General features: G+C 66.4%; 19 protein-coding genes. 3 read left to right on the plus strand and 16 right to left on the minus strand.

Going from position 1 to position 19,808, the window contains the following annotated elements; translation table 11 throughout:
- Positions 1–10: 10 nt before the first annotated feature.
- The 9 genes from LO763_RS21925 to LO763_RS21965 form a co-directional block, all read right to left on the minus strand.
- A complete protein-coding gene (locus LO763_RS21925; RefSeq protein WP_230788903.1) occupies positions 11–1,549 on the minus strand; it encodes a recombinase family protein in 1,539 nt (512 codons plus the stop codon).
- A gap of 451 nt (positions 1,550–2,000) precedes the next feature.
- Positions 2,001–2,732, minus strand: coding sequence for a YdcF family protein (locus LO763_RS21930; RefSeq protein ID WP_230788906.1), 732 nt, complete (start codon positions 2,730–2,732; stop codon positions 2,001–2,003).
- 554 nt (positions 2,733–3,286) lie between these two features.
- Positions 3,287–4,405 (minus strand): hypothetical protein, encoded by a 1,119-nt coding sequence (locus LO763_RS21935; RefSeq protein ID WP_230788909.1) that lies wholly within the window; start codon positions 4,403–4,405, stop codon positions 3,287–3,289.
- On the minus strand, positions 4,398–5,282 hold the full coding sequence (locus tag LO763_RS21940; protein ID WP_230788911.1) for a thiopeptide-type bacteriocin biosynthesis protein: 885 nt from the start codon (positions 5,280–5,282) through the stop codon (positions 4,398–4,400). The genes LO763_RS21935 and LO763_RS21940 overlap by 8 nt, the downstream gene beginning before the upstream one ends.
- The gene (locus tag LO763_RS21945; protein ID WP_230788914.1) at positions 5,282–6,508 is read right to left on the minus strand and encodes a lanthionine synthetase C family protein; all 1,227 of its coding nucleotides are present in this window, start codon (positions 6,506–6,508) and stop codon (positions 5,282–5,284) included. Before LO763_RS21945 ends, LO763_RS21940 begins: the two co-directional genes overlap by 1 nt.
- On the minus strand, positions 6,508–9,579 hold the full coding sequence (locus tag LO763_RS21950) for a lantibiotic dehydratase (RefSeq protein ID WP_230788918.1): 3,072 nt from the start codon (positions 9,577–9,579) through the stop codon (positions 6,508–6,510). The genes LO763_RS21945 and LO763_RS21950 overlap by 1 nt, the downstream gene beginning before the upstream one ends.
- An 86-nt stretch (positions 9,580–9,665) precedes the next feature.
- Complete coding sequence (locus LO763_RS21955; RefSeq protein WP_230788921.1) at positions 9,666–9,818, minus strand: FxLD family lanthipeptide; 153 nt, start codon at positions 9,816–9,818, stop codon at positions 9,666–9,668.
- Positions 9,819–9,849: 31 nt separating this feature from the next.
- A complete protein-coding gene (gene fxlM / locus LO763_RS21960; protein ID WP_230788924.1) occupies positions 9,850–11,292 on the minus strand; it encodes a methyltransferase, FxLD system in 1,443 nt (480 codons plus the stop codon).
- Positions 11,262–11,798: a hypothetical protein gene (locus tag LO763_RS21965; RefSeq protein WP_230788927.1), complete on the minus strand. Its 537-nt coding sequence runs from the start codon at positions 11,796–11,798 to the stop codon at positions 11,262–11,264. Before LO763_RS21965 ends, fxlM begins: the two co-directional genes overlap by 31 nt.
- A 77-nt stretch (positions 11,799–11,875) precedes the next feature.
- On the opposite strand from LO763_RS21965, the gene LO763_RS21970 reads away from it, so the two are divergent.
- Complete coding sequence (locus tag LO763_RS21970; RefSeq protein WP_230788930.1) at positions 11,876–13,252, plus strand: helix-turn-helix transcriptional regulator; 1,377 nt, start codon at positions 11,876–11,878, stop codon at positions 13,250–13,252.
- A gap of 95 nt (positions 13,253–13,347) precedes the next feature.
- Positions 13,348–13,788: a riboflavin biosynthesis intermediates N-glycosidase gene (gene ybiA, locus LO763_RS21975; RefSeq protein ID WP_230788933.1), complete on the plus strand. Its 441-nt coding sequence runs from the start codon at positions 13,348–13,350 to the stop codon at positions 13,786–13,788.
- A 353-nt stretch (positions 13,789–14,141) separates the two neighbouring features.
- On the opposite strand, the gene LO763_RS21980 is transcribed toward ybiA, so the two are convergent.
- From LO763_RS21980 to LO763_RS21990, 3 genes are all read right to left on the minus strand, one after another.
- A complete protein-coding gene (locus LO763_RS21980) occupies positions 14,142–14,741 on the minus strand; it encodes a hypothetical protein (RefSeq protein WP_230788936.1) in 600 nt (199 codons plus the stop codon).
- A gap of 64 nt (positions 14,742–14,805) precedes the next feature.
- Positions 14,806–15,861 (minus strand): Imm1 family immunity protein, encoded by a 1,056-nt coding sequence (locus tag LO763_RS21985; protein ID WP_230788938.1) that lies wholly within the window; start codon positions 15,859–15,861, stop codon positions 14,806–14,808.
- The gene (locus LO763_RS21990) at positions 15,858–16,460 is read right to left on the minus strand and encodes a DddA-like double-stranded DNA deaminase toxin (RefSeq protein ID WP_230788941.1); all 603 of its coding nucleotides are present in this window, start codon (positions 16,458–16,460) and stop codon (positions 15,858–15,860) included. Before LO763_RS21990 ends, LO763_RS21985 begins: the two co-directional genes overlap by 4 nt.
- 344 nt (positions 16,461–16,804) lie before the next feature.
- On the opposite strand from LO763_RS21990, the gene LO763_RS21995 reads away from it, so the two are divergent.
- A complete protein-coding gene (locus LO763_RS21995; protein ID WP_230788943.1) occupies positions 16,805–17,431 on the plus strand; it encodes a hypothetical protein in 627 nt (208 codons plus the stop codon).
- Positions 17,432–17,473: 42 nt separating this feature from the next.
- Here LO763_RS21995 and LO763_RS22000 read toward each other — a convergent pair whose 3' ends face one another.
- The 4 genes from LO763_RS22000 to LO763_RS30060 form a co-directional block, all read right to left on the minus strand.
- On the minus strand, positions 17,474–18,343 hold the full coding sequence (locus tag LO763_RS22000; RefSeq protein ID WP_230788945.1) for a hypothetical protein: 870 nt from the start codon (positions 18,341–18,343) through the stop codon (positions 17,474–17,476).
- A 66-nt stretch (positions 18,344–18,409) separates the two neighbouring features.
- A complete protein-coding gene (locus tag LO763_RS22005; protein WP_230788947.1) occupies positions 18,410–19,135 on the minus strand; it encodes a 5-formyltetrahydrofolate cyclo-ligase in 726 nt (241 codons plus the stop codon).
- The gene (locus tag LO763_RS30055) at positions 19,132–19,371 is read right to left on the minus strand and encodes a DUF397 domain-containing protein (RefSeq protein ID WP_369432054.1); all 240 of its coding nucleotides are present in this window, start codon (positions 19,369–19,371) and stop codon (positions 19,132–19,134) included. Before LO763_RS30055 ends, LO763_RS22005 begins: the two co-directional genes overlap by 4 nt.
- Positions 19,371–19,721: a DUF397 domain-containing protein gene (locus tag LO763_RS30060; protein ID WP_369432057.1), complete on the minus strand. Its 351-nt coding sequence runs from the start codon at positions 19,719–19,721 to the stop codon at positions 19,371–19,373. The genes LO763_RS30055 and LO763_RS30060 overlap by 1 nt, the downstream gene beginning before the upstream one ends.
- Between the last annotated feature and the right edge of the window lie 87 nt (positions 19,722–19,808).

The following is a 19,808-nucleotide window of genomic DNA, read 5'->3' on the forward strand; positions in this document are numbered from 1 at the left end:
ACCGCTTGGTTCACGCCGCTGCCGCAGTACCGTGCACGGACACTGGCGTGACACCGGTCGTGCCGTGGCCCTCGTCAACGTCGAGGTACAACCGCTCGAAGCACAACTGGCCGAACGTGCGCCGGTCGTCATCAGTCAGCGACGTATAGAACTGACGCGGATGTTCCAGCAACGTCAGCAAGTCGCCGACCCGCGCCAACCCGTCCGCCGACCCGCCGGCAACTGCCGCCAACTGGTGGTCAAGCAGTACCTGCCGATCCCGTGCTTCCGTGAGCTTCCCGTTGATGGCGTCCACCGGCCAGTCCGGATGCCCGACCAGTTCCAGCAGGTCCCGTTCCAAACGGCGAAGCCGCGTCCGTTCCCTTTTCAACGTGGTCTGCACATGCGCGGTCGATTCCTGCCACGACCTGGTGAGGTTCGCCAGCGCGGCGCTGACGTCCGCCGTTTCACCAGGAGACCACGTGAACGACGCCATGTGGGCGGCAACGGCAGCCTCGGCATGTTCGACCAGGATGCGCGGCAGGTCGCAATCGCCAGCGTTGATCCGGCCCAAGCACAGGAAATAGAAATGGTACCGGCCGCTGTGCGACTTCGCGCCCTCAAGCGTGATCCGATGCCCGGACCGCCGGCACCAGATCCACCCTTTCAAGTAGTGATGCCAGCGCCGGTTCCGAACGCCCCCACCGCGCTGCTCGGTCAGCACACGCTGCACCCGGTCGAACAGGTCCTGGTCAATGAGCGGCGTGTGCCTCCCGGCGTATGCCGTCCCGTTGAACGTGACCGTGCCGACGTAGTACGGGTCGCACAGGAGATGACCGATTTTGTTGACGGACAGGAACGTTCCCGATGGGTACCGACGCGTCGGACGTGTGCGCAACCCCAACGCAATCGAGAGGTTCCGCAGCTGGTGATACGATGCTTGCCCGGTCGCGTACCGTTCGAACAGGGCCCGGATGATCGGGCCGCGCACCTTATCGACCGCGATCGTGCGCACCTGACGACCGTCCACGATTTCACGAACGTTCACGTACCCCAAGGGCGCGCGTCCCGGTGTCCCGCCGCGGGCCGCTTTGGCTTCCATTTTGTAGGCGACGTCTTGACCGGCAATGCGGGACTGGTATTCGTTGAAGCCGTCGACCATGTGCGCGAGCAGTTCACCCGTGGGGGAGTCGTCCGTGGGGTCCTTCACCGACAGGATCGCCACACCGCGGTCCCGCAAGTCCTGTTTCGTCAAGGCCGCGTCAGTGGTGTCGCGAAACAAGCGCGAACGCATGTACGTCACAATGACGTCAACGTCGCCTTCGTTGCGGATGCGGCCCATCATCGCGCGGAACGCGGGCCGTCCGTCTACGGAACGACCGGACTTCCCCGGGTCAACATACTCGGCGACGATCGTCAAATCCAGCCGCTCCGCCAAGTACTGGCATGCTTTCCGCTGCGCAGGAATCGAATTGCCTTCAGGGTCGAAGTCAGTGTCGACCTGCGCACGCGTGGACACGCGCAGGTAAAGCACCGCTCGCCGACGCGGCGACCGTGCGAACACCGTCATGCGGACGTGCGTTCGTCATCGAGCCGCAACACCGGTCGCACCGCGCCAGCTCCTCGAGCACGTCGCCGCGGCGGTGCCGCTGGTTCGTGCCCGGCGACCTGCAACACCAACGCCGCGACCCGTTCGACGTCGATCGTGTCACGGCGGGTCCCTGCTACCCGGACCGGCCACTGACGCGACGTCACTGCATGCCCCCGGCCATCACGGGAGCTGTCACGTGCGGCCGCGTCGCCGGTTCACGGGCACCCTCGCATGCGATAGTGCCCGTCCCGTTCGTGGCGGCACTGCCATGGGCAAAAGTCATCACCGGTGCAGCATAACGAACGCAGTTCGCTTGCCCTGCAACGAATCTGTTCACTGCACTGTTGATCACGTCAGCGTTCCATCGCAGGAGATACGGACACACCGCCAGCAGCAAATGGCGACGGTCCACGCCGCATCGCGCACCCCTTCACTTCGTGAGCGGTGTCGGCAACGGCGCCAGCAACGTCGTGGGCGCGCGTTTCGTGCCGTAGCCGGCGTTCACCAGCATGTCGAACGCGGCCCGGACCGTTGCTGGCGCGGGCTGCTCGACCGCGAGCCCCATCGCCGGGTACGCCCAGATCCGGTCGAGGTCGCCCACCAGGTTCGCTATGATCGCCGCAGCAGGAAGGGCGTCACGGACCCACATGCGGTCGACATAGTCGGCCAAACCCGCGCGGGACGAGGCGCACCAGACGGTGACCTCAGGCCACTGCGCACGGCAGATCGCCCACGCTCGCCGCTCCATATACGGCATGCACGCCACCGCAACCGACGCTGGCCGTATCCCCGCGGCGGCGAGCAGGTCGCGCGTGAGCGTGAAATTCTCCCCCGTGTGCCGGGCGCGCTCCTCGGTCATGATCACCGCCGCAGGAACACCAACGTTGATCATGCGGTCACGGAACACGACCGCTTCACCGCCGCCGAGCACGTCACGAGTGCCCGGACGCACACCCCCGGACGCGACGATAAGCGGCGCACGACCCTCGTGGTACAGGCGCGCGGCCGTCTCAGCCACACCAATGTCGTGACAGCCCAGCGCCACGATCACGTCAGCGGCCGCTGGCGCATGCTCCAACTGCAGGAACGCCCACAGGATTTCCGCAGCATCCCACACCGCACTGCCCGGAAACGGGCGTGTTCGATCCTCGATGGTTACCAACAGTTATTCCTTTCATCATGTCGATGCGGTCCTACGGCGCCCACAGTGTCGCACCGGCCGTCCGCGGCATACGGTCGCATCGACGCTGGCCCTGGCAGGCGCCGCTGCCGCGAGAAAGTCACCGCAGGGTGCCGATACGACGCTGATCCAGGCCGAGCATGCCCAACCACGTCGCGTAAGGATGCAGCGTGGCCGTTCCGCCACGTACGCGGTCCCGCGCTGGTGGGCAAGCTGAATCTGGCTGGTGGCCCCGACCGTGGGCCGGGGCAGTGTCGGGCTACGCACGAGCGCCTCCGGACCGGGTCGGGTGCTTGCACCAGACGCCGACGCCCCAGGGCACGAGGATCGCGGCGCGCCTGCCACTTCGACCGTCCTCAACGTCGGCTATGGCGTCGAGCGCTACTGGTACGGCGGCAGCGAGGTAGGCGGCGAAGGACAGTACCAGAGCGTGTCCGGTTGGGGCGCTGTCGACACGCGTCGCGATGTCGACTGCATCCCGGCCATCCGCGCGACAACGCCCATCTGCTTTCGAACCGCACTGCAGCGGCTGGGACTTATGGAGCACCGAGGCGGTGCGGTGCACCTTCGAGTTTCAACAGATCGCTCAGGCGAGTAAGCGCGCCATCGGCAACAACCTGGAGACGGTGGTGTTGCAGGGCCGGACCTTCACGTGGATCGAGTCCACCCGACTGCAGCGTCGCGGCAAGGCCTGCGGCGGCCTGCTCGTCTACCAGCGTCGGGAAGACCGGGTTAGTGAGCAGATCGCGAGCGGCATAGGCGTCACCGGTCTTGACGGCGATCTCGGTGAGGAACGCCGTCAGCGCGGACGCGTCATGGTGCAGTAGGCACGTGAGCTCCAGGATGCTCAGGCCCAGGCGAACCTGGAAGAGCTGCTGTTCGGGGGGCAGTTGCAATCGCTGGATCATGTCGGTGAGGCGGACGCAGGTCGCTGTGTTCGCGCGATCGTTCGCATAGGCGAGACAGGCTGCAAAGTAGGCGGCGAGCGCCTTTTCCCACGGGTCGAGTGCCTCGGTGTCGGCGATCAAGGCAGTCGCGTCATCGAGATTGCCAGCCATGAAGTTCGCGATGATCGCGGTCTGGCGTCCGTCCAAGAGCCGGTCGCCGATGCCGCCGCGGCGTTCGGTGGCGAGGAGCGCTTCGTTCCAGCGGCCGGCGCGGGCCAGCGCTCGGGTCCCGTCGGAGTGGAACGCGGTCCACAGCCGCTCGTGCGCGGCGCGTCGGCTCGCCACGGAGTCCGCCAGTGCCGTGAAGTCGATCGGGTATCCGTTAAAGCTGGTGGTGCTGCCGTCGGCAGCGGCAGCGAGTGCCTGGTCGAGGATCTGGTGGGCGCGGTCGCCGTCGCCTGCTCGGATGGCGAGGCGGGCGAGGTTGATGACCGGCTCCATCGCGAGGCCAGCGTGCCCTGCGTGCAGCGGTGCATGGTTGACGAAGGTGTGGAGCTGGCGCTCGCAAAGTTCAGCGGCGAGATCGTGGGCGCTGATGTCGCTGGCGAAGAGCGCGGTCAGGTTCAGCGCGGCCGCCGCCTCGGTTGCGGTCGTGGCCTGATGGGCCATGGTGGTGACCGCTTCGACGCGCCGGTCGAGGGGCGCGCAGTGCGGCCTGGCCCTGGGCACGAGGGGGAACCAGCATGCGAACACTCGCAGTTCAGTCATGGCATTCGTTCCCTTCGGCGTTGGTGCCTCGGTTGGCGGATGCGGTTCGGTGGCCGGTGAAAACGGCGTCACGGGCGGCACGAGCAAGGTCCCGTTGGCTGGTCACTCGCAACCCGAACCGGTTCCAGCAGAACAGGACATGGTGGGCAAGGACGTCGCGAAGGCCGCGTTCGAGCCGTCCGTCATCGGTGAGCTGTCGCAACTGCCTCCCGGCGGTGCGGTACTGACCGAGCGCGTCAGCGGCGGCCGTGGCCGAACCAGTGTCCAACCGGGCAATGCTGGCGTCGATGTCCGCGGCCAGAAGGTGCCGGGCCTGGTCGGCTGCCATGTCCGGGCGAGCAGACAGGGTCGGGTCGGCTCCGCGGATGGCTGCGAGCCGGGCCCAGAGGTCGCCCTGCTCGTACCATTCCAGGCCGGCCGTGCGCGCCAAGGCCGTGCACAGCAGCAGCGAGACCTCGCGGCGTTTGTCGGCTCCAGGATGGCGCCTGGCATGGGTGAGGTATTCGGCGACGAAATTGGCGTCGCTGTGGAAGAACCGGTGCGCGACGTCCATCCCGGCAGGTCCGCCGAACGCGACGGTTTCAGGCTCGTAGATCTGGTGAGCGAACTCGGCGATATGCGGCTTGGCCTGTCTGCTGGTGAGGATGTCGCTGAGGAGTGTGCGCGCCCGGAGCGGTGACACGTTACGGCCGGGCAGGTATCGCAGCCGCCACTCGGGGCTCTTGCGGATGAAAAACCAGCCGTCGAGGACGCCGTCTTCCATTGCCGACCACATCTGGGGCCACAGGACCTCGGTGAGGACGTGCTCGGCGCGGTCGGGTTCGGCCAACTGGATGCTGGTCTGCAGCCACGAGGTCGGTGGGTAGATGATCTTCATCAGCGCAGCGCTTTCGGTGCGGCCAGGCCCAGGGCGGCATCCCAGGTGGCGTCGTCGGTGATGCGCGGGCCGAGGCCGTGCAGGGTCAGTGCAAGGCCGGCTTCGCCGTCGAGGAATCCGTTCTCGGGGACGGCGCTGGAGCGCAGGCGTGCTTCGAGGTCGGGGAGCGCTGCGGCGAGCCGGTCGTCGTGGGCGTCTTCGGCGCAGCGCTGGACGATCCGGTACAGCCCGGCGGTCCCGTGGCACAGACCGCCTTCGACCAGCCGGGACTGCTGATCGGTGTCGGCAAGGCAGCGCAGGAGGGCGTCTTCGGCCCGGCGCTGGCGGACCGGGTCGTCGAGCGCGATCGCCGCCAGCTGCAAGGCTCGGGCGATGCCCGGGGCGCCGTAACACCAGCTCGGTCGCCCCGGGCCGGGTTGGGTACTGCGGCCGCGCTCAAGTTCGGCCCGGGTGAGCCACTGGGGCCACCAGCCGTGTTCGTGCTGCCAGGTGTCGTAGCAGGACCAGATCCACTCGATCGCGTCCCGCTGGCCGGGAACCTTGAGACCGGCGTTGTAAGCGGTGGCGAGAACGACGAGCGGTCCGACGATGCCGTGCGCGGCACCAAGATTGACATGGCCGCCGGGGAAGTCACTGGATTGCTTGAGGAAGGGGTCATGGGCGGACCACCATCCGGGCAGCCAGGTATCGCCGACGCGGAGGGGTTTGGTCAGGTCCACCAGGTAGGCGAGGACGTCGCCGGTGAGGTCGCTGCCGGGTTCGGTGGCCAGGAGGTACGTGCCCAGGCCCGAAAGCCCTGAGAGCTGGCTGTATTCGGCGAATCCGGTTGGCAGCTGCCGGCGGATCCGCTCACGGGCCAGGGCGAGCCGATCGGTGATGATGATCGTGACGCGTTCATGGAGGCGGTTCCGTAGCTCACGGTAGGAGCCCTGCGTGTCGGTGGTGTGCAGGATGAAGCTGATGGCGGGGGCGCCGTTGAAGAGGTTGGTGGCGGTGGCGCAGTTCGTGCGGGGGTAGGCGGTGGCGCGCAGCCAAGCTCGGGCCGTGCCGGGGTCGCCGTGGCCGGTGCGGACGCGTTCGAAGTGCAGCAGCGCGACGCCGAGACGTCCGGCGCCCATCGACTGCGCGGCCGCGCCCTCCCGAAGCGGCACAGTTCCCGGGTCGGCCAGTTCGGCGGCGATGCGGTCGGCCGCTGCGGTGCCGGTCGAGGCGGTGCTCGTGGTCATCAGGTTCGGCTCCTTCGGTTGCGGGATCGCCAGGCGAGGGCGGCGGCGCGAGCGAGCCTGAGACAGGCCCGCTCGGACTCCGGGTCGATATCGATCGCCCTGATGTAGTGCAGGTGCAGCAAGGACGACAGCACCGCGTCCAGGTCGCCGCGACCGTTGATGAGCAGTTCGCGCCGGTAGGCGGCGACCGCTCGGCGCCGGTCCTGCCAGGCGTCGAGCACACCGCTGGCCGAGGCCGCTGCGGCCAGGCGGGTGGGGCTGCCGGATCCGGGGTCCAAAAAGCCGGCGAGGGTGGCGGCGGCGTCGCGGTCCAGCGGTGGGCCGGAACGGTCGACGTGGTCGACGAGCCAGTCCATGCCCGCATCGACCGAGCCGGTGAAGGCGATGACGAGGTCGATGAGGCTCGCCGCGCACAGCGCTTGCGTGATCGCCGGGGCCGTGGCGGCGTGGCGGATTTGGGCGAGTGCGGCGGCCGTGTCGGCGGCGAAGACCGTCTCGGCCGCTCGCATCGCCTTGCCGTGGCCGTACCGGCCGGTCTCGGGCATATAGGTGTCGAGCTGGAGGCGGCTGATGAGGCCTCGTCGGCGCAGGTTCGCGGCCCAGGCGCCGAGCCGTTCAACGGCGGCGCCGTACCCCGTGTTGTCGGTCAGTCGATACCGCAACCGCAGGTGCGGGAGGGGGTCCTTGTAGCGGATGAACCACCATTCGGGCGCTTCGGGCCAGGTGGCGTGGAGTGCGTTCAGGTGCTGGTCGAGCAGGTCGTTGAAGCGCCCCGGATGGGTGTAGACCTTGGCGTAGAGCCACGATCCCGCACCGGGGAGCTGCTCGTCCGCCACCGTGGCTGGCCGCAGCGGAGCCTCGAGTTCGAGGTGGCGGGGTCGTGGTTTCGGCGGTGCGACCCGGGCGAGCGGCAGGGTGATCTCGTGGGCTCGGCCGCCGATCCAGCCGAGCTCGGCGTCGGTTGGGGCTTCCCGCAGGACCACCGCCTGGTGCCGGTCCAGTTCGTGGCGCATCAGGGCCAGGTGGGCGTTGTCGGCGGTGTCGATGCGGATGCGAATGTCGCTGTCGCCGAGGAACAGGATACGAGGGATCTGGAGGCCGTGTTGCAGCTGTTGCCATGCTGCCGTCCATGCGCTCCAGGAGCGGTCTTTGGCGGGGAGCTGCCGAGTGGTGATCTTCCACCGGGCGACGGTGAGGATGCTGCGGCCGGAGCGCACCCGCGGAAGCACCGGCAGGGCCGCCGCGGCACCCCAGTCGAACATGGCGTAAACCGAGGACGCAGCACGTGGGAGTTCGGCGAGGAACCGCTGCATCGGGTGCAGCCGGATCGCCGGTTCGACGGCGTTGGGGACCATCGGCTCGACAATGCCGCCGGTGGCCAGGTTGACCAGGTAGAGCCGTTCGGCGTCGGCTGTGACCGCCAGGTCCTCGAGACTGAGGGCGCCACGCTGCTCAGTCGGGTATTCGCCAAGCGCAAGGAGGTCGGGGAGCACCGGTGGGACGCGGCCGACGTTCGCCGTCGAGGCCCACAGGGGCGGACCCGAAAGCTGCACGTGCGAGGCCCCGAGCGTGGCGGTCGGGAGTTCGCCCCAGCGCTGCGCGATCCGGTCGCGATCGGCCTGATCGAGCAGGTGGAGGAACCTGCCTTCGGTCGTGCCGACCGCGCGTCCGGCGCCTTCGACGACGAGCGTGAAACGGTCGGCGGCGAGCGCGTCAAGGTCGGCGGCGCGCAGGTGGAAGGCGATGCCGACGTGCGGCGGCGCGGTGGGCGAAGCGACGGCGATGCCTTCGATCTCGGTGGCGGTGGCGGCGAGGTCGATCTCTATGCGTCCCCCGGCGACCGCCTCGTGCGCGAGCCTCAGGAGCGCCCGGTCTCGGTTGGTTGCTGGCGGCTCGGACCCCGCGAACAGGGAATCGCGAAACCCTGCGGGGAACCCGAGCCCGGCAACCGGGTCAGTCAGCTCACGCACACGCACGACTTGGCCGAGGCCGTAGCGTTCGAGGAACTGGTGGTGGTATGCCGTCCAGGACGGGAACCCTTCAGGGAAGCGGGTCAGGCGCTGTAGTTCGGTTGCGGCATGCTCGGCTTCGGCTACCACGGTCGGCGGCAAGCTGAGCTGGGCGTCGATGCGAAGGTCGATGGCGAACGCGGGCCGGTGGGGTGCGGCGCCGAGGAGTTCGCCGGCCTCCCGCAGCAGCGGCCGAGACGGACCGGAGCTCTGAAAGTCCTGTATTGAGGAAAGCAACTGGTGCGCCGTCCTTGTTGCTGCTGCCAACGGGTGCTGGCTCGCCATGGTGGTCGCCTTCAACTCGTTCAGGAGGCGTTCGAGTGGGTCCGCTTCGGTCATTGGTGCCCTGAGCGCGGTGATCAGTGCCCCTTGGACGACCATGGTCCGGAGCATTGCGGTGATCGTGTCCGGTGGGGTTCGCGGGAACTCGGCGGTGAGCTTGGCGGCCAGGTCGGCGAACCGGATCGGGTCCTCGGCCCACCGCAGGGCACTCTCCACTGCTCGGGTCCATCGAAATGAGACCGCCACAGGGCCGGACTCGTCGCTGTCGGCGTGCGACAGCAGCACCAGTCGCTCTCCTTGCACTGCGGCGAGATTGTTGGCCATGACCGTCAGGTCGGGAAGCAGGTCGTGTTCAAGTTCGGTGATGATCCGGTGGAGCAGTATCGCGTCGGGACGGACGATCACCTGGTGGGCGGTGCCAATGTTCGCGATCGGGTGCGAAGCAAAATGGACCGGAGCGATACCGGCGAAGAGTCCGAACGGGGTGGCGCGTGATTCGCTGCGGAGCCGGTAGCGCAGGAGGGCGAGCGCGGCACGGCGAATCTGTTTGGGTTCGGTGACTGCGCCCGCGCCGATCGCCGCGATGCGGCCTGCCAGCGCGGGCGCGGCGGCCGCGATGGCGGCGGCCAGGTCGCTGTGGTCCCAGATCGTCCGGATCCATTCGCGTTGCGCGATGGCGGCTTCGGGGCCGGTGCGTTCGGGGTCGGGGAGGCGGGGCGGCGATGCGACCGGTGTGTGGGCACTCAGGCGGACCAGTCCTGCTTCGACGGCTCGGAACATACCGGATTCGCTCCTTGGACGGAGTGTTCAGGGGCAGGGGGCCGGTACCGGCCTGGGGGCCGGCACCGGCGAAAGGGACGCAGCCGCTACCGGCAGCTGGTGCACGCGCTCGCGCAGGTGGTACCGCAGCCGTCGCTGGTGTCGTAGAGGATCGTGCCGAGGTCGGGGCCCGACTCGACGAACTGAATGTCGAGTTCGAAGGCGTCCTCGTCGACCGTGTCGAGCTGCTGCGTGTCCATGTCAATCACTCCTTGTGATTCTCGGTTTGGTTCAATTCACCTGGCCGGTGCGACCGGGGGTCTGGGGCCAGGAGACGGTGACGCGGCTGTGGCGTTTCTCGACGACCAGGCCGTGCGGCACGTCGCCGTCAAGCGCCGTCTTGGGATGGACTTCGACGTGCGGTCCGGTGCCGCGGCGCTGGTCGCGGTCCCAGCTGCGGAGGTGCGCGACCATCTGATCGGCGAGTTCGGCAGCGTTGGGCCCATGGGCGTAGGCGCCGAACTCGAACTCGGTGCGGTCCTCGGTGACCGGCCGCAGCGTCAGGTAGGCGAAGGAATCCTGGTCCCAGACCGCGGACATGCCCCAGCGCAGCGTGAGCGTCACGAGCCCGGTGGACAGGCCCTGGTCGGTGGCAGTGAGGTAACCGTAGGTGGGTGCGACGGTCGCAAGCCACATGTCGAGGTCGTCCCACGGTTCCATGCCGCCGACCAGGACGCCCGACCAGGCTTCGCACCGGGGCCCTTCCAGAGCGAGCCCGAGCGGTTCGGCCTCGACCGGCTGGCGGTCGTCGACGCGGAGCACGATGCCGTCACCGTGGAGGCTGACCTCCCGCTGGCGATTCTCGGCGGCCCCTTGCATCGGGACGAACCCGGCCAGTTCGAACTCGGTGCAGACGAGGCGGCCTGCCTCGGGCTGGAACACGAAGGAGCGTTCCAGGCCGCGGACGCGCAGCGGGACGATGAGGCGGCCGTCGTCGGCGAGTTGCTCAGTCCAGGCGGGCGGGATGTCGGGGGCGGAGACCGTGACGAGGATGCGGTCGAACGGAGCGAACTGCTCAGCGCCGTATTCACCGTCGGCGCAGACGACGGTGACCACATCGTCATAGCCGGCGTCGGTGAGGCCACGCTCGGCTCGTTCGCAGACCTCGGGGTCGATATCGAGGCTCACGACCGTGCCCTTCGGGCCGACGAGTTCGGCGATGAGCGCCGCGTTGTAACCGCCGCTGCCGATCTCGAGCACGTTCATGCCCGGCGTGATTTGGGCCTGCTGGAGCATGGTCGCCTGCAGCCACGGCGCCGAGACCGAACTGATCGCCACCCCGTCGCCGTCGCGCTTCATGATCGGGACCGCGTCGGCGTACGCCTCCTCCAGGCTTATACCCGGCGTGAACAGGTGCCGGGGCACTGTGCGCACGGCTTCCAGAATCGTTTCGTCAACGGTTGTGCCGATGTCGGCGCGGTTCTTCACGATCGCCTCGGCGAGGTCGAGACGAAGCCGTGCGGCAGTGGCATCCTCGTCGGTCAATGTGGTTTCTCGGGTCACCTGTTCCTCCTCATTCACGGTGTTCCTGCCCAGCTCCCCGCAGCGCGAAGCACCCGGTGCATTGCTGGGGGTCGGTATCGGCGGGCGATCGCCGCTGCCCCGAGCGGCGAACGGGGCGACATCCGGGTGGATCGCCACTTTCAACCTAGGGGTGAGGACCTGCTGATCCACGACGCACCACCACACCGCCATCGCCTGGCCGACCATAGCGAGCACTGCACTCGAGTCCGGGTGGTCGAAACGAGCATCGTTCGGGTCGAGCAGCAGTTGCGGGCTTTTGCCGAAATCCCAGCGGATGATGCCGACCGTGGAGCGGACGCCGCTGTTGCGACTGCCATGCGGCGTTGACGGGCGCTGTCCAGCAGCTGCATCGACAGCAGTGAGTCCGGCTCGATCCGCGGATACGCTTCGGCATGCCCTTCGGCGATGAACGTATGCTGGGCCGCGTCTTCGGCTAGCTGACCGGTCGTGTGCGTGAGGCCGCGCGTGCTCATCCTGGTGCGTGCCATCGCATCGACCTTGGCCGTGGCGGCGAACTCGTACCCGTATCCGGTGATCGTGCCGAGTGCGGTGCCGGGCGGTGGCAGTGTCATCATCAGGCCGCGCACCTCCTTGGCATCGTGTTCTCGCGCTGTGTGATACCTATTCCACTGGTGTCGGTCGGTGTCGGCAAGCACTGGCAGCGATGATTGACACACCATTGACAGCGGCTCGATAGTCGAGCGCGACAGGACCGGATTCCTGGAGGATCGTCTTGGAACCCAGCGACATCGCGTGTATGAAAACCGACCTTGGTCGCATGCTGGCCGACCTCCGGGAGTCGAAGCGTTGGACCCAGCAGCAGCTCATCGCCGACGGCCAGGTGCGCACCTCGCGGTCCACGGTCGCCAACACTGAGACCGGTCGCCAGTTCCCCGACAAGCAGTTCTGGGCCGAATGCGACAACGCTCTGGACGCCGAGGGCGCCCTTCTCGCCGCGTACCGCCAGGTGGCGGAGGCGGTGCAAGCACAGAAGCGAGCCGAAACTATCGCGGCCCGTCAACGGCTTGAGGAGCAACGGCGGTCGTGGAGCGAAGCCACCAGACCCGCCATCAGCCTCGACCTCAGCGGTGGCTCCGTTCCAGACCAGGTCACAGCTGCCACAGGCCCGATCGCACCAGGGGCGTCGTGGCATCAACCATCGCACAACCAGCTGGAGTTGGAGAGCCTGCGGCGGCCCCACCGTTTGCAGAGCGCCCAGTTGGACGCTGCCATTGAGCACCTGGCAGACCTGTGGCACACTCTGGTCCGAACCGACAATCTTTTCGGCCCTCGCCACGCCCTTCAGTCAGTCCATCAGCAGCTGTCTATTCTCGATGCTCTCCTCGAGCATGCCGGGGGAGAGCAGCGGCATGAAGTATTGAGGCTCGGCGCGAGGTACGCCGAATCCGCAGCCTGGCTTCATGAAGATACCGCCGATATGCAAAGCGCCGAAAACTGGACACGGCAAGCGCTGGAATGGGCTACCGAAGCGGGAGATCACGCCATGGTTTCCTGGGCGATGTTCCGCAGAAGCCAACAGGCCACGACGCGACGGCATGCCGCGCAAACGATCAGCCTCGCTCAGGCAGCCCAAAGAAATGAACGACACCTTGCAGGACCTGCGCGCGCTGCGATACGACAACAGGAAGCGCAGGGGTACGCACTGGAAAGAAGCGAACGGGAATGCCATAGGCGGCTCGACGACGCTCACGAATTCGCTGCTTCACCGGACACGAAAAGGGATGGCCGTACTGGGCATGGAGATTTTTGCACGTCCACCTACATTGAGGTCCAGCGGGCAAAATGCTGGCTCACCTTGGGGCGACCGGAGTTGGCAGTCCCGATCTTCGAGCGCACTGTGGCTCAAGTGTCAGACGTGTACCACCGCGACCGCGGCCAAGTGCAAGTTTTGCTGGCCAAGGCGTATGCAGGCGTTGGGCAGCATGACGCCGCCGCTGCCCGAGCCGCCTCCGCGCTTCACATTGCGTGCGGCTCCGGATCGACTCGAATGCTCAACGACGCCATCGCTGTCACCAAATTGATTGCGGCTGCATGTGACTCATCTGCCGTGAGCGACCTGCTCGTCACCGTTGACGAACTGATGGAATAGCGAACGATGACAGCGAAGCCCACTCTATCTCGAGGTGGCCCTCTGATGGCCGCTTCTCTGGCGCCCGCATGCTCACTGATTAGATTGGCAAACTGGTGGTAATAAACTTCTACACACCGAAATACTACGTGTTCAACAACTTTTCGGCGCATTCCATCGAGTACCGAGGGAAGCGTTACCCGACGTCGGAGCATGCTTACCAAGCTGCGAAATGCACCGATCCGGCCGGTCAGGAGGTCATCCGCAAGGCCCGTAGTCCCCTCCACGCTAAGAACCTGGCCAATGAGACCTATAGGACGGCGAAGGACGCCGATTGGGCCTGCAAGAAGGTGGCCGTCCTTGAAGCGATCCTGCGCGCCAAACTTGAGCAGCACCCAGAGGCCCGGAAAGCCCTACAGGAGAGCGGCGATGAGGAGATCGTCGAGGATTCGCCGACCGACTACTTCTGGGGCGAAGGGGCGGACGGAACAGGTCACAACATGCTGGGCAAGCTCTGGATGAAGCTACGCGACGAATCGCATGGTGATACCAAATGACCCCGCAATCCTGAGAGCATCGTTGATCCTAGTTAGGTTTATATGCCCCTTTTAGTAGGTCACGTCCAGGGCGATGCTGTCAGTCCCCTCAGGCCCTTCCTCAGCACAGCGATCATGGCCCAGCGGGCCTGGGTCGCAGCCCGATCCGGGAGGGCACCATAGTTGCAAGCGGGCGATACTGCATCAGCCACCGGAAGGTCCGCTCGACCGCCCATCGGGCGGCGGACGGGAATCCTCTGACCTCGTTCGGTTGGTGCGTTACCACCACGTCGACCTCTTCCGCCTTGCCGCGCTCGGTCACGCTCTACCCATGTCTGGTCCCCGCGTCGACCGGTGCCGGCAGCGGCGGCGTTTCAGGTCAGCGTGCCGAACCGGCGATGATCCTTGGCGAGCATGCGCAACCATGTCCCGTGATCCAACCCGAGCCGGTCAGCAAGTGCTTCCCGGTCCTTGTCCGAGGCCGCCTCCGCGAACACGTCCCGCAGGAACCGCACCTGCACCGCCTCAAGGACGAACATCTGCTCACGAAGCCGAGTGATGGCCAGATCGAGCGGAAGATGCACATCGGTCACCACATCACCCGTCGGACCGATACTGCCGAGCCCGCGGCTGCGCTGCGCCGCCACATAGATCCGCGTCATCGCCTCCAGAGCCTTGCGCGCCCGCGCGTTGTCGGCGCCCCATCCGGTGGCGACGCTGCCTTCCATCGTCTCGAAGAACGACGGATGCGCCGCCAACTCATGACCCGGGCAGGTCTCCACGATCCCTTCCACGTGCCCGTCAGCGTGCTCATCCGGGCCGACCAGGACCACCAGGTGCGTCCCAGGATCGTAGAACACATGCGTGTCCCCGGCGTGGAAGGCCGCAAGGTCAGGTTCGGACCTCGCGCCCGGGTAGTCCTGACGGACGGCCGCCAGCGCGGCCTCCATGGTCGGGTACGTCGTCGTTGCCATACCGGGACCGTAGTGACCACCCCAGGCGCGTGTCAACCGTCAACAACGACGGCGTAGGGTGCGGCTAAGTGGACTGTGCGGGCTGCCAATTGACGGCGGTCGGCAGCGCACCCGAAGAGTTGAGAAACTCAGTGAACGCAGTCTCGATCAGCTCCCACGACACCACCGCATCAACGGGAACCTCCGCGGGGAGAACCGCAGCCACATCGACATCAGTGCGGGGGGACACACGCGTCCAGGACGCCCAGGAACCCCCGGGCCGGACATGCTGCAACGCTCCCCACCGATCCAACCCCAGCACGCTCAACCGTGGACTGTTCGGGCGAGGCCACGCCACTTCCAAGACCCTGAGCGGATCAGCGTCCCGTTCAAATGACCGCAGCGTATTGAACGCATCGTGATGGCTTTCGCAGACCACCACGACATTCTCAGCACGTGTGCGGTACTGCAGGAGCACTGCACTCTGCGGGGCCACGAAGTTCACATCAGGGGACCAGTGCCGCGTATGATCGACGTTGGGAAAGGTCACCGCCGGCGAGGGAACCCGCTCGTGCAACAGCAACTGCCACAGCCTGACGTCATCGCTACGATCGTCCCCAGTGTCGCGCCAGTGCCGCAGCGGGCGGCCCCACGCGGCCCGAAGCCGCTGCATTAGATCCGAAGCCGGTGCATCGGACACGTCAGCGACGCCGTCGAGCGGCGTTGCCTCGTCGACAACGGGGCCTACCTGCTGCCACTCGACCGACGGCGGCCGGGCACCAGCGCCGTCGAAGAACTCACGGACCGCAGCATGCACGCGATCCAACGGAATGAGCGCGTCAGTCGGGTACGCATGCGGTGTACCGAAGTAGTTGAACTCCAGCACCTCATACGTTGTTGGTGTGCCCTTCGACGCCCAGGTGCCGTCCGGCCCGAAGTACTTCAACGCGCCGTCACCATCACGCTCGTCGGCAACGACCTCCATCATGAAGGACATGCTGCCTTGGACGCTCATTTGCAGGATGTCACCGTAGTGGTCGTCGCCTTGGAACACCTTGGTCACATCAACACACGCCTGCGCGGACCGGCACACGATCGGCGTGTGCGAAGCGCCCGGGTACGTCATCTCGACCGTGGTCATTCGATGGTCCCCGTTCCGATGAAGGTGCGCGTTCCACCAGGATAATCGACCGTGAGCGTCCGTCCCGGGCCGAGAATCCAGGGGAGGAAGCGTTCACATCCCAGCGGGACCGGGCATGGGCCGTTCGGGTTGTTGATCACGATGCGCTCCTCGGTCAACTCGCGCTCGCGCATGTACTCAGCAAACTTGATCTCGACGTGACCGGCCACGGGGAACGTCTGCATCTGGTCCGGTCCACCGGGTTCCTCTCGTTCCCAGCGTTCCTGGGCCCGCCGCGCGTAGCGGTCGTCTTCACCGCTCACCCATTCGCGGTCTTGGTCGGATCCCACCCGGCGGCCGTGTGTTCGCTGATTTCTGGGTTCACCACGGCGAAACTCACGGTTCGACTTCCACCGCGGCATGTCGGCGAAGTACGGGCGCGGATCGAAGTCCTCCTGGAGCGATTCGGCAACGCAAGCGTTCGCCGCGTTGCCAACTGCCGTCAGGGACCTGGCCGCTTCGTCGGGGTCGGCTTGGATGGTGCCGAGGCGCTCGGTCGACTCGCGGGCATGCGACGCGGCACTGCCGGCCTTGCCGGCCGTGTCGTCCAGGTTCGACAAGATGCCTCCGAGCGAATGAGGGGAGGCCAGGATACGGACCCGACCAGCCGGACACAACATACGTTTGCCTTGTCCAAGAGCAGCACGGTCGTTGAGCAGGACCGAAAGCCGACAGGCGCCCGAACGGTTCACTCGAATGAGGGATTGGCTACGGTTTCTGCCCGCCACCGTCCGCGTGATGGTGGGGCCGCTCCATCGAGCGTCGTCCGGTCCCTGGGGTCGAGAACGACGGCTGGGCTGAAGGAAACTTGTGCGAAGCCGCAGCCGCCGACGGCGCTGGTGCCCAAACCGCTGGTAAACGTGCCCTGATCAGCGCTCGGTGGTGGTCCCTGGATAATCACTGCATGGACCAACTCACGGCACCCACCCTGGAAGCAGCCCTGCTGAAAGGTTGCGCGTCATTCGCACCCGACGAGCTCGCCTATCTGGCGTTGACGTCGAAACCGGAAGGTCCCATCCGTGACCGGCTCGCATGGGTGCTGCACACCAGTGTCCCCGGTGTCATCGCCGCTCGCGAATGGGCGTCGCCGCTGCGGCGCGCCCGAACTGACCTTGCGGTGCTGGATGCGGCCACCCACGCGCCACTGGGCTTGGTCGAGTTGAAGGCTTCGTACACGTTCGATTTCGCGCACGAGCACATGCTGGCGGGCCACAAGTACACACAATGGGTCGCCGACGACCTGGAGAAAGCTCACGCAGCAGGCGCCGGCACCTGCCCGGTGTTCGCGCTCCTGCTGCTGACGAACCCCGCAGGGGTGTCAGAGCAGCCGTCCTCAGTCGTCAAATATCGCCCCAACGTCGCCAGGTCACTGCGCGGCAGGACCGCGGACGACGTCGCCGCGATCGCACGCACGGTCGCGTGCGCCCACCTTAGCGCGTTCGGGACCGTCGCGAACGGCACGATCGACGCCGGCACCGCATTCGGGATCGCGACCTCGATCGAATACTTCCTGGTCGCAGCGGCACGGTAGCTTCGTGGCGGGAACGGTCGGTCCTCCAGGAGCAACGAGACGCTAACCCGCATGTCCGGCAAGCTCATCAATCCAGCGAGGCTCACCGTTGATCACGAACCGGAACTCCTCCGCACTGTCGACGACCGGTGCATCCCCAACGGTCTCCAATAGGGCCCTGACGCGGGAGAACTGTTCAGGGATTCGCGAGGCAAGATCGAGTTGGCGAAGCGCGTCGATAACTTGCCCCGCCATGTATGCTGCGCTGCGTGGGCGCTGCTCACCCAATACTGCCAGCAGTTCGTCGTAACGGACGAGCGCGTCCCCACCGGGGACCACCGTGTATGACACCACCCGTCCATCAATCATGGCGGTCGTCTCATGCCCGGCGGCAAGCGGACCGCCGTCCCGGGTCGCCCCGATCGGCCCGGTGTACGGCCCCATTCGCTGCTGGAACCCGTCGAACTGCTGCACGGTCGCGTCAATGAACCGCTCGCACGAAGGAATGTAGAGCACACAGTGTCCGACGTACGCGTTGCCTTCCCACCGCGGCGCCTCAGCGCCGTAGAACGCGACTTGCCCGCTCTCGCGGAGAGCAACGGTAACCGGTGTCGCATATGACGTGATGCCAAGGAGCGCCAGCACGTCAGCAAGCTGTATGCACACCTGCGCGCACACCGTCGCTCGTTTCCCCTGGTAGTGCGAGAGCAACACGGCGGCCGGAACGATGGTCAACGCGAACTCGATGCTGGCATCCTGCGCTCCCTGGAAGAGCACGGCGACATCGGTGTGGATGCGGCCTGGCGTGTACCGCATCCGCCGTTCGACACCGGCGTCAGTGAGCACGAGCTTGGTGGCTTCGGGGTTGGCATGCTTGCGGCCGTAGGCACTCGCGGGAACGGGTTGGTGCACTTTGGGCTTGCGTCGCGTCATGGTGTCACCGTAGCGGCAGGTGCTGACAGGGGCCTCCTCCACGAAGGGCATACGACGGAGCCTTGCTTACGAACCCGCTTGAGGTTGTCGTGCGGCAAGCGCGGGTATCGCTGCGACTTTCTCGGGAGGGAGCAGCGCCCAGTTGATCCCTCCAGGTCGCTGTGCGCGCGGGCATGCGATGACCTGGCTCGGTGTCACGATGAGGTCCAAGCGGAAGTCGTGAGGCTCCTCGGGAAGGTCGACGATGTCGAGCACTTGCAAGTCGTGGACCGTGGTAGCGAGCACCGTGGCGTCGTCGACGAGTCCCGCTTCGACGAGGAGGCCCATTTCAATGTCGGCGTAGCCGGCGCCTTTCCCGAGCCGGGCTCCTGCACCGTTCACGGCGGTGCAGCCGGAGACGACCAAGTCGATGTGACCCATGGCTTCCAGGTCTACCAGTGGCGCGTGAGCGGCGGCGACGGCACTCGTGGCGGCATCCTCGGGCGCGTGATTGCCGAGGATCGGGTTGACATGGAAGAACGGTCGTGTCTCGGTGAGCGCGGGAACGGCCATGTAGAGCTGTTTCCCGTCACGAAGTGTCTGGGCGCGCACCGGCTCCTGCGCCTGGTCCGGATTGCACTTGATGACGCGAGCGGCCCGCCACTGCGACGTGACGGCGAGACGTGCAGCGGCCGCTGCCGCGCTTGCAAAATTCGGGATGCGCCCATGCGGATCGCTCACGACCGAGCCGGTCGTGGCGAGCAGAGCCCAGACACGTTCACGGATCTCCTGCTTACGGTCGCGCACGTTCATGCTGCCTTGCACACGAGCCGAATGAACTGCGCCCAGTCCCTGCGGCTGAACCACAGCACCGGCCCACTTGAACCCGACTTCGTGTCCCGAACACCGACACATGCGGCGCAGGCCGTGATGGCTACACAGGCGCCGCCGTTCCCGCCGCTTCGGGACGCCTTCCGCCAGGAGCGACCGTCACCGAAATCGATACTGCAAGGCGAGCCTGAGCGGTTCTTGCCGGTGCGCCTCACCATCAGCCGTTCAAGTGGCGGGTGAGGAGCTTCCAGTCGCCGTGGCCGACCCAAAGCGTGGGGCCGGTAGCGCCTTCCTTCGAGTCGCGGACGCCGACACGGGCTGCGTCGACCGCGACGAAGACATACTCGCCGCCTTGGTCCGAGCTGCGAGAAGACTTGCGCCAGGTACGGCCGTCACCGAAATCCCTTGTTACTGCCATGTCCGCACACTCCCGAAGCTCGAAACAGGTTGCTGGAGCGCCAGTGTGACGGTTGGCCCACGTGCCGTCAACCGCAACAGCGGGACGTGGACATGACGAAGGGGCGTGCCCGAGCGCACGCCCCTCCTGCTGTCCTGGGATGTTTACCATGGAAACCAGCGGTGTCTCCACATGTCACTGGATTCCGCTATGGTCGTTACAGGTTGTCTTGCTCTAAGGATCGAACCGTACGTGTCG

It is taken from the genome of Glycomyces amatae (genome assembly GCF_020991375.1).
In the GTDB taxonomy this organism is placed as follows: Bacteria; Actinomycetota; Actinomycetes; order Mycobacteriales; family Micromonosporaceae; genus Glycomyces; species Glycomyces amatae.

Bases quoted from the DNA above. Each gene is read 5' to 3' on its own strand.
- LO763_RS22005 (WP_230788947.1), bottom strand. From the start codon at position 19,135: ATGAACGTGCGCGACCGTAAGCAGGAGATCCGTGAACGTGTCTGGGCT.
- LO763_RS21980 (WP_230788936.1), bottom strand. From the start codon at position 14,741: ATGGCAACGACGACGTACCCGACCATGGAGGCCGCGCTGGCGGCCGTC.
- LO763_RS21995 (WP_230788943.1), top strand. From the start codon at position 16,805: ATGGACCAACTCACGGCACCCACCCTGGAAGCAGCCCTGCTGAAAGGT.
- LO763_RS21935 (WP_230788909.1), bottom strand. From the start codon at position 4,405: ATGACTGAACTGCGAGTGTTCGCATGCTGGTTCCCCCTCGTGCCCAGG.
- LO763_RS30055 (WP_369432054.1), bottom strand. From the start codon at position 19,371: ATGGTGAGGCGCACCGGCAAGAACCGCTCAGGCTCGCCTTGCAGTATC.
- LO763_RS21985 (WP_230788938.1), bottom strand. From the start codon at position 15,861: ATGACCACGGTCGAGATGACGTACCCGGGCGCTTCGCACACGCCGATC.
- LO763_RS22000 (WP_230788945.1), bottom strand. From the start codon at position 18,343: ATGACGCGACGCAAGCCCAAAGTGCACCAACCCGTTCCCGCGAGTGCC.
- LO763_RS21925 (WP_230788903.1), bottom strand. From the start codon at position 1,549: ATGACGGTGTTCGCACGGTCGCCGCGTCGGCGAGCGGTGCTTTACCTG.
- LO763_RS21940 (WP_230788911.1), bottom strand. From the start codon at position 5,282: ATGAAGATCATCTACCCACCGACCTCGTGGCTGCAGACCAGCATCCAG.
- LO763_RS21945 (WP_230788914.1), bottom strand. From the start codon at position 6,508: ATGACCACGAGCACCGCCTCGACCGGCACCGCAGCGGCCGACCGCATC.
- LO763_RS21955 (WP_230788921.1), bottom strand. From the start codon at position 9,818: ATGGACACGCAGCAGCTCGACACGGTCGACGAGGACGCCTTCGAACTC.
- LO763_RS21950 (WP_230788918.1), bottom strand. From the start codon at position 9,579: ATGTTCCGAGCCGTCGAAGCAGGACTGGTCCGCCTGAGTGCCCACACA.
- LO763_RS30060 (WP_369432057.1), bottom strand. From the start codon at position 19,721: ATGGTAAACATCCCAGGACAGCAGGAGGGGCGTGCGCTCGGGCACGCC.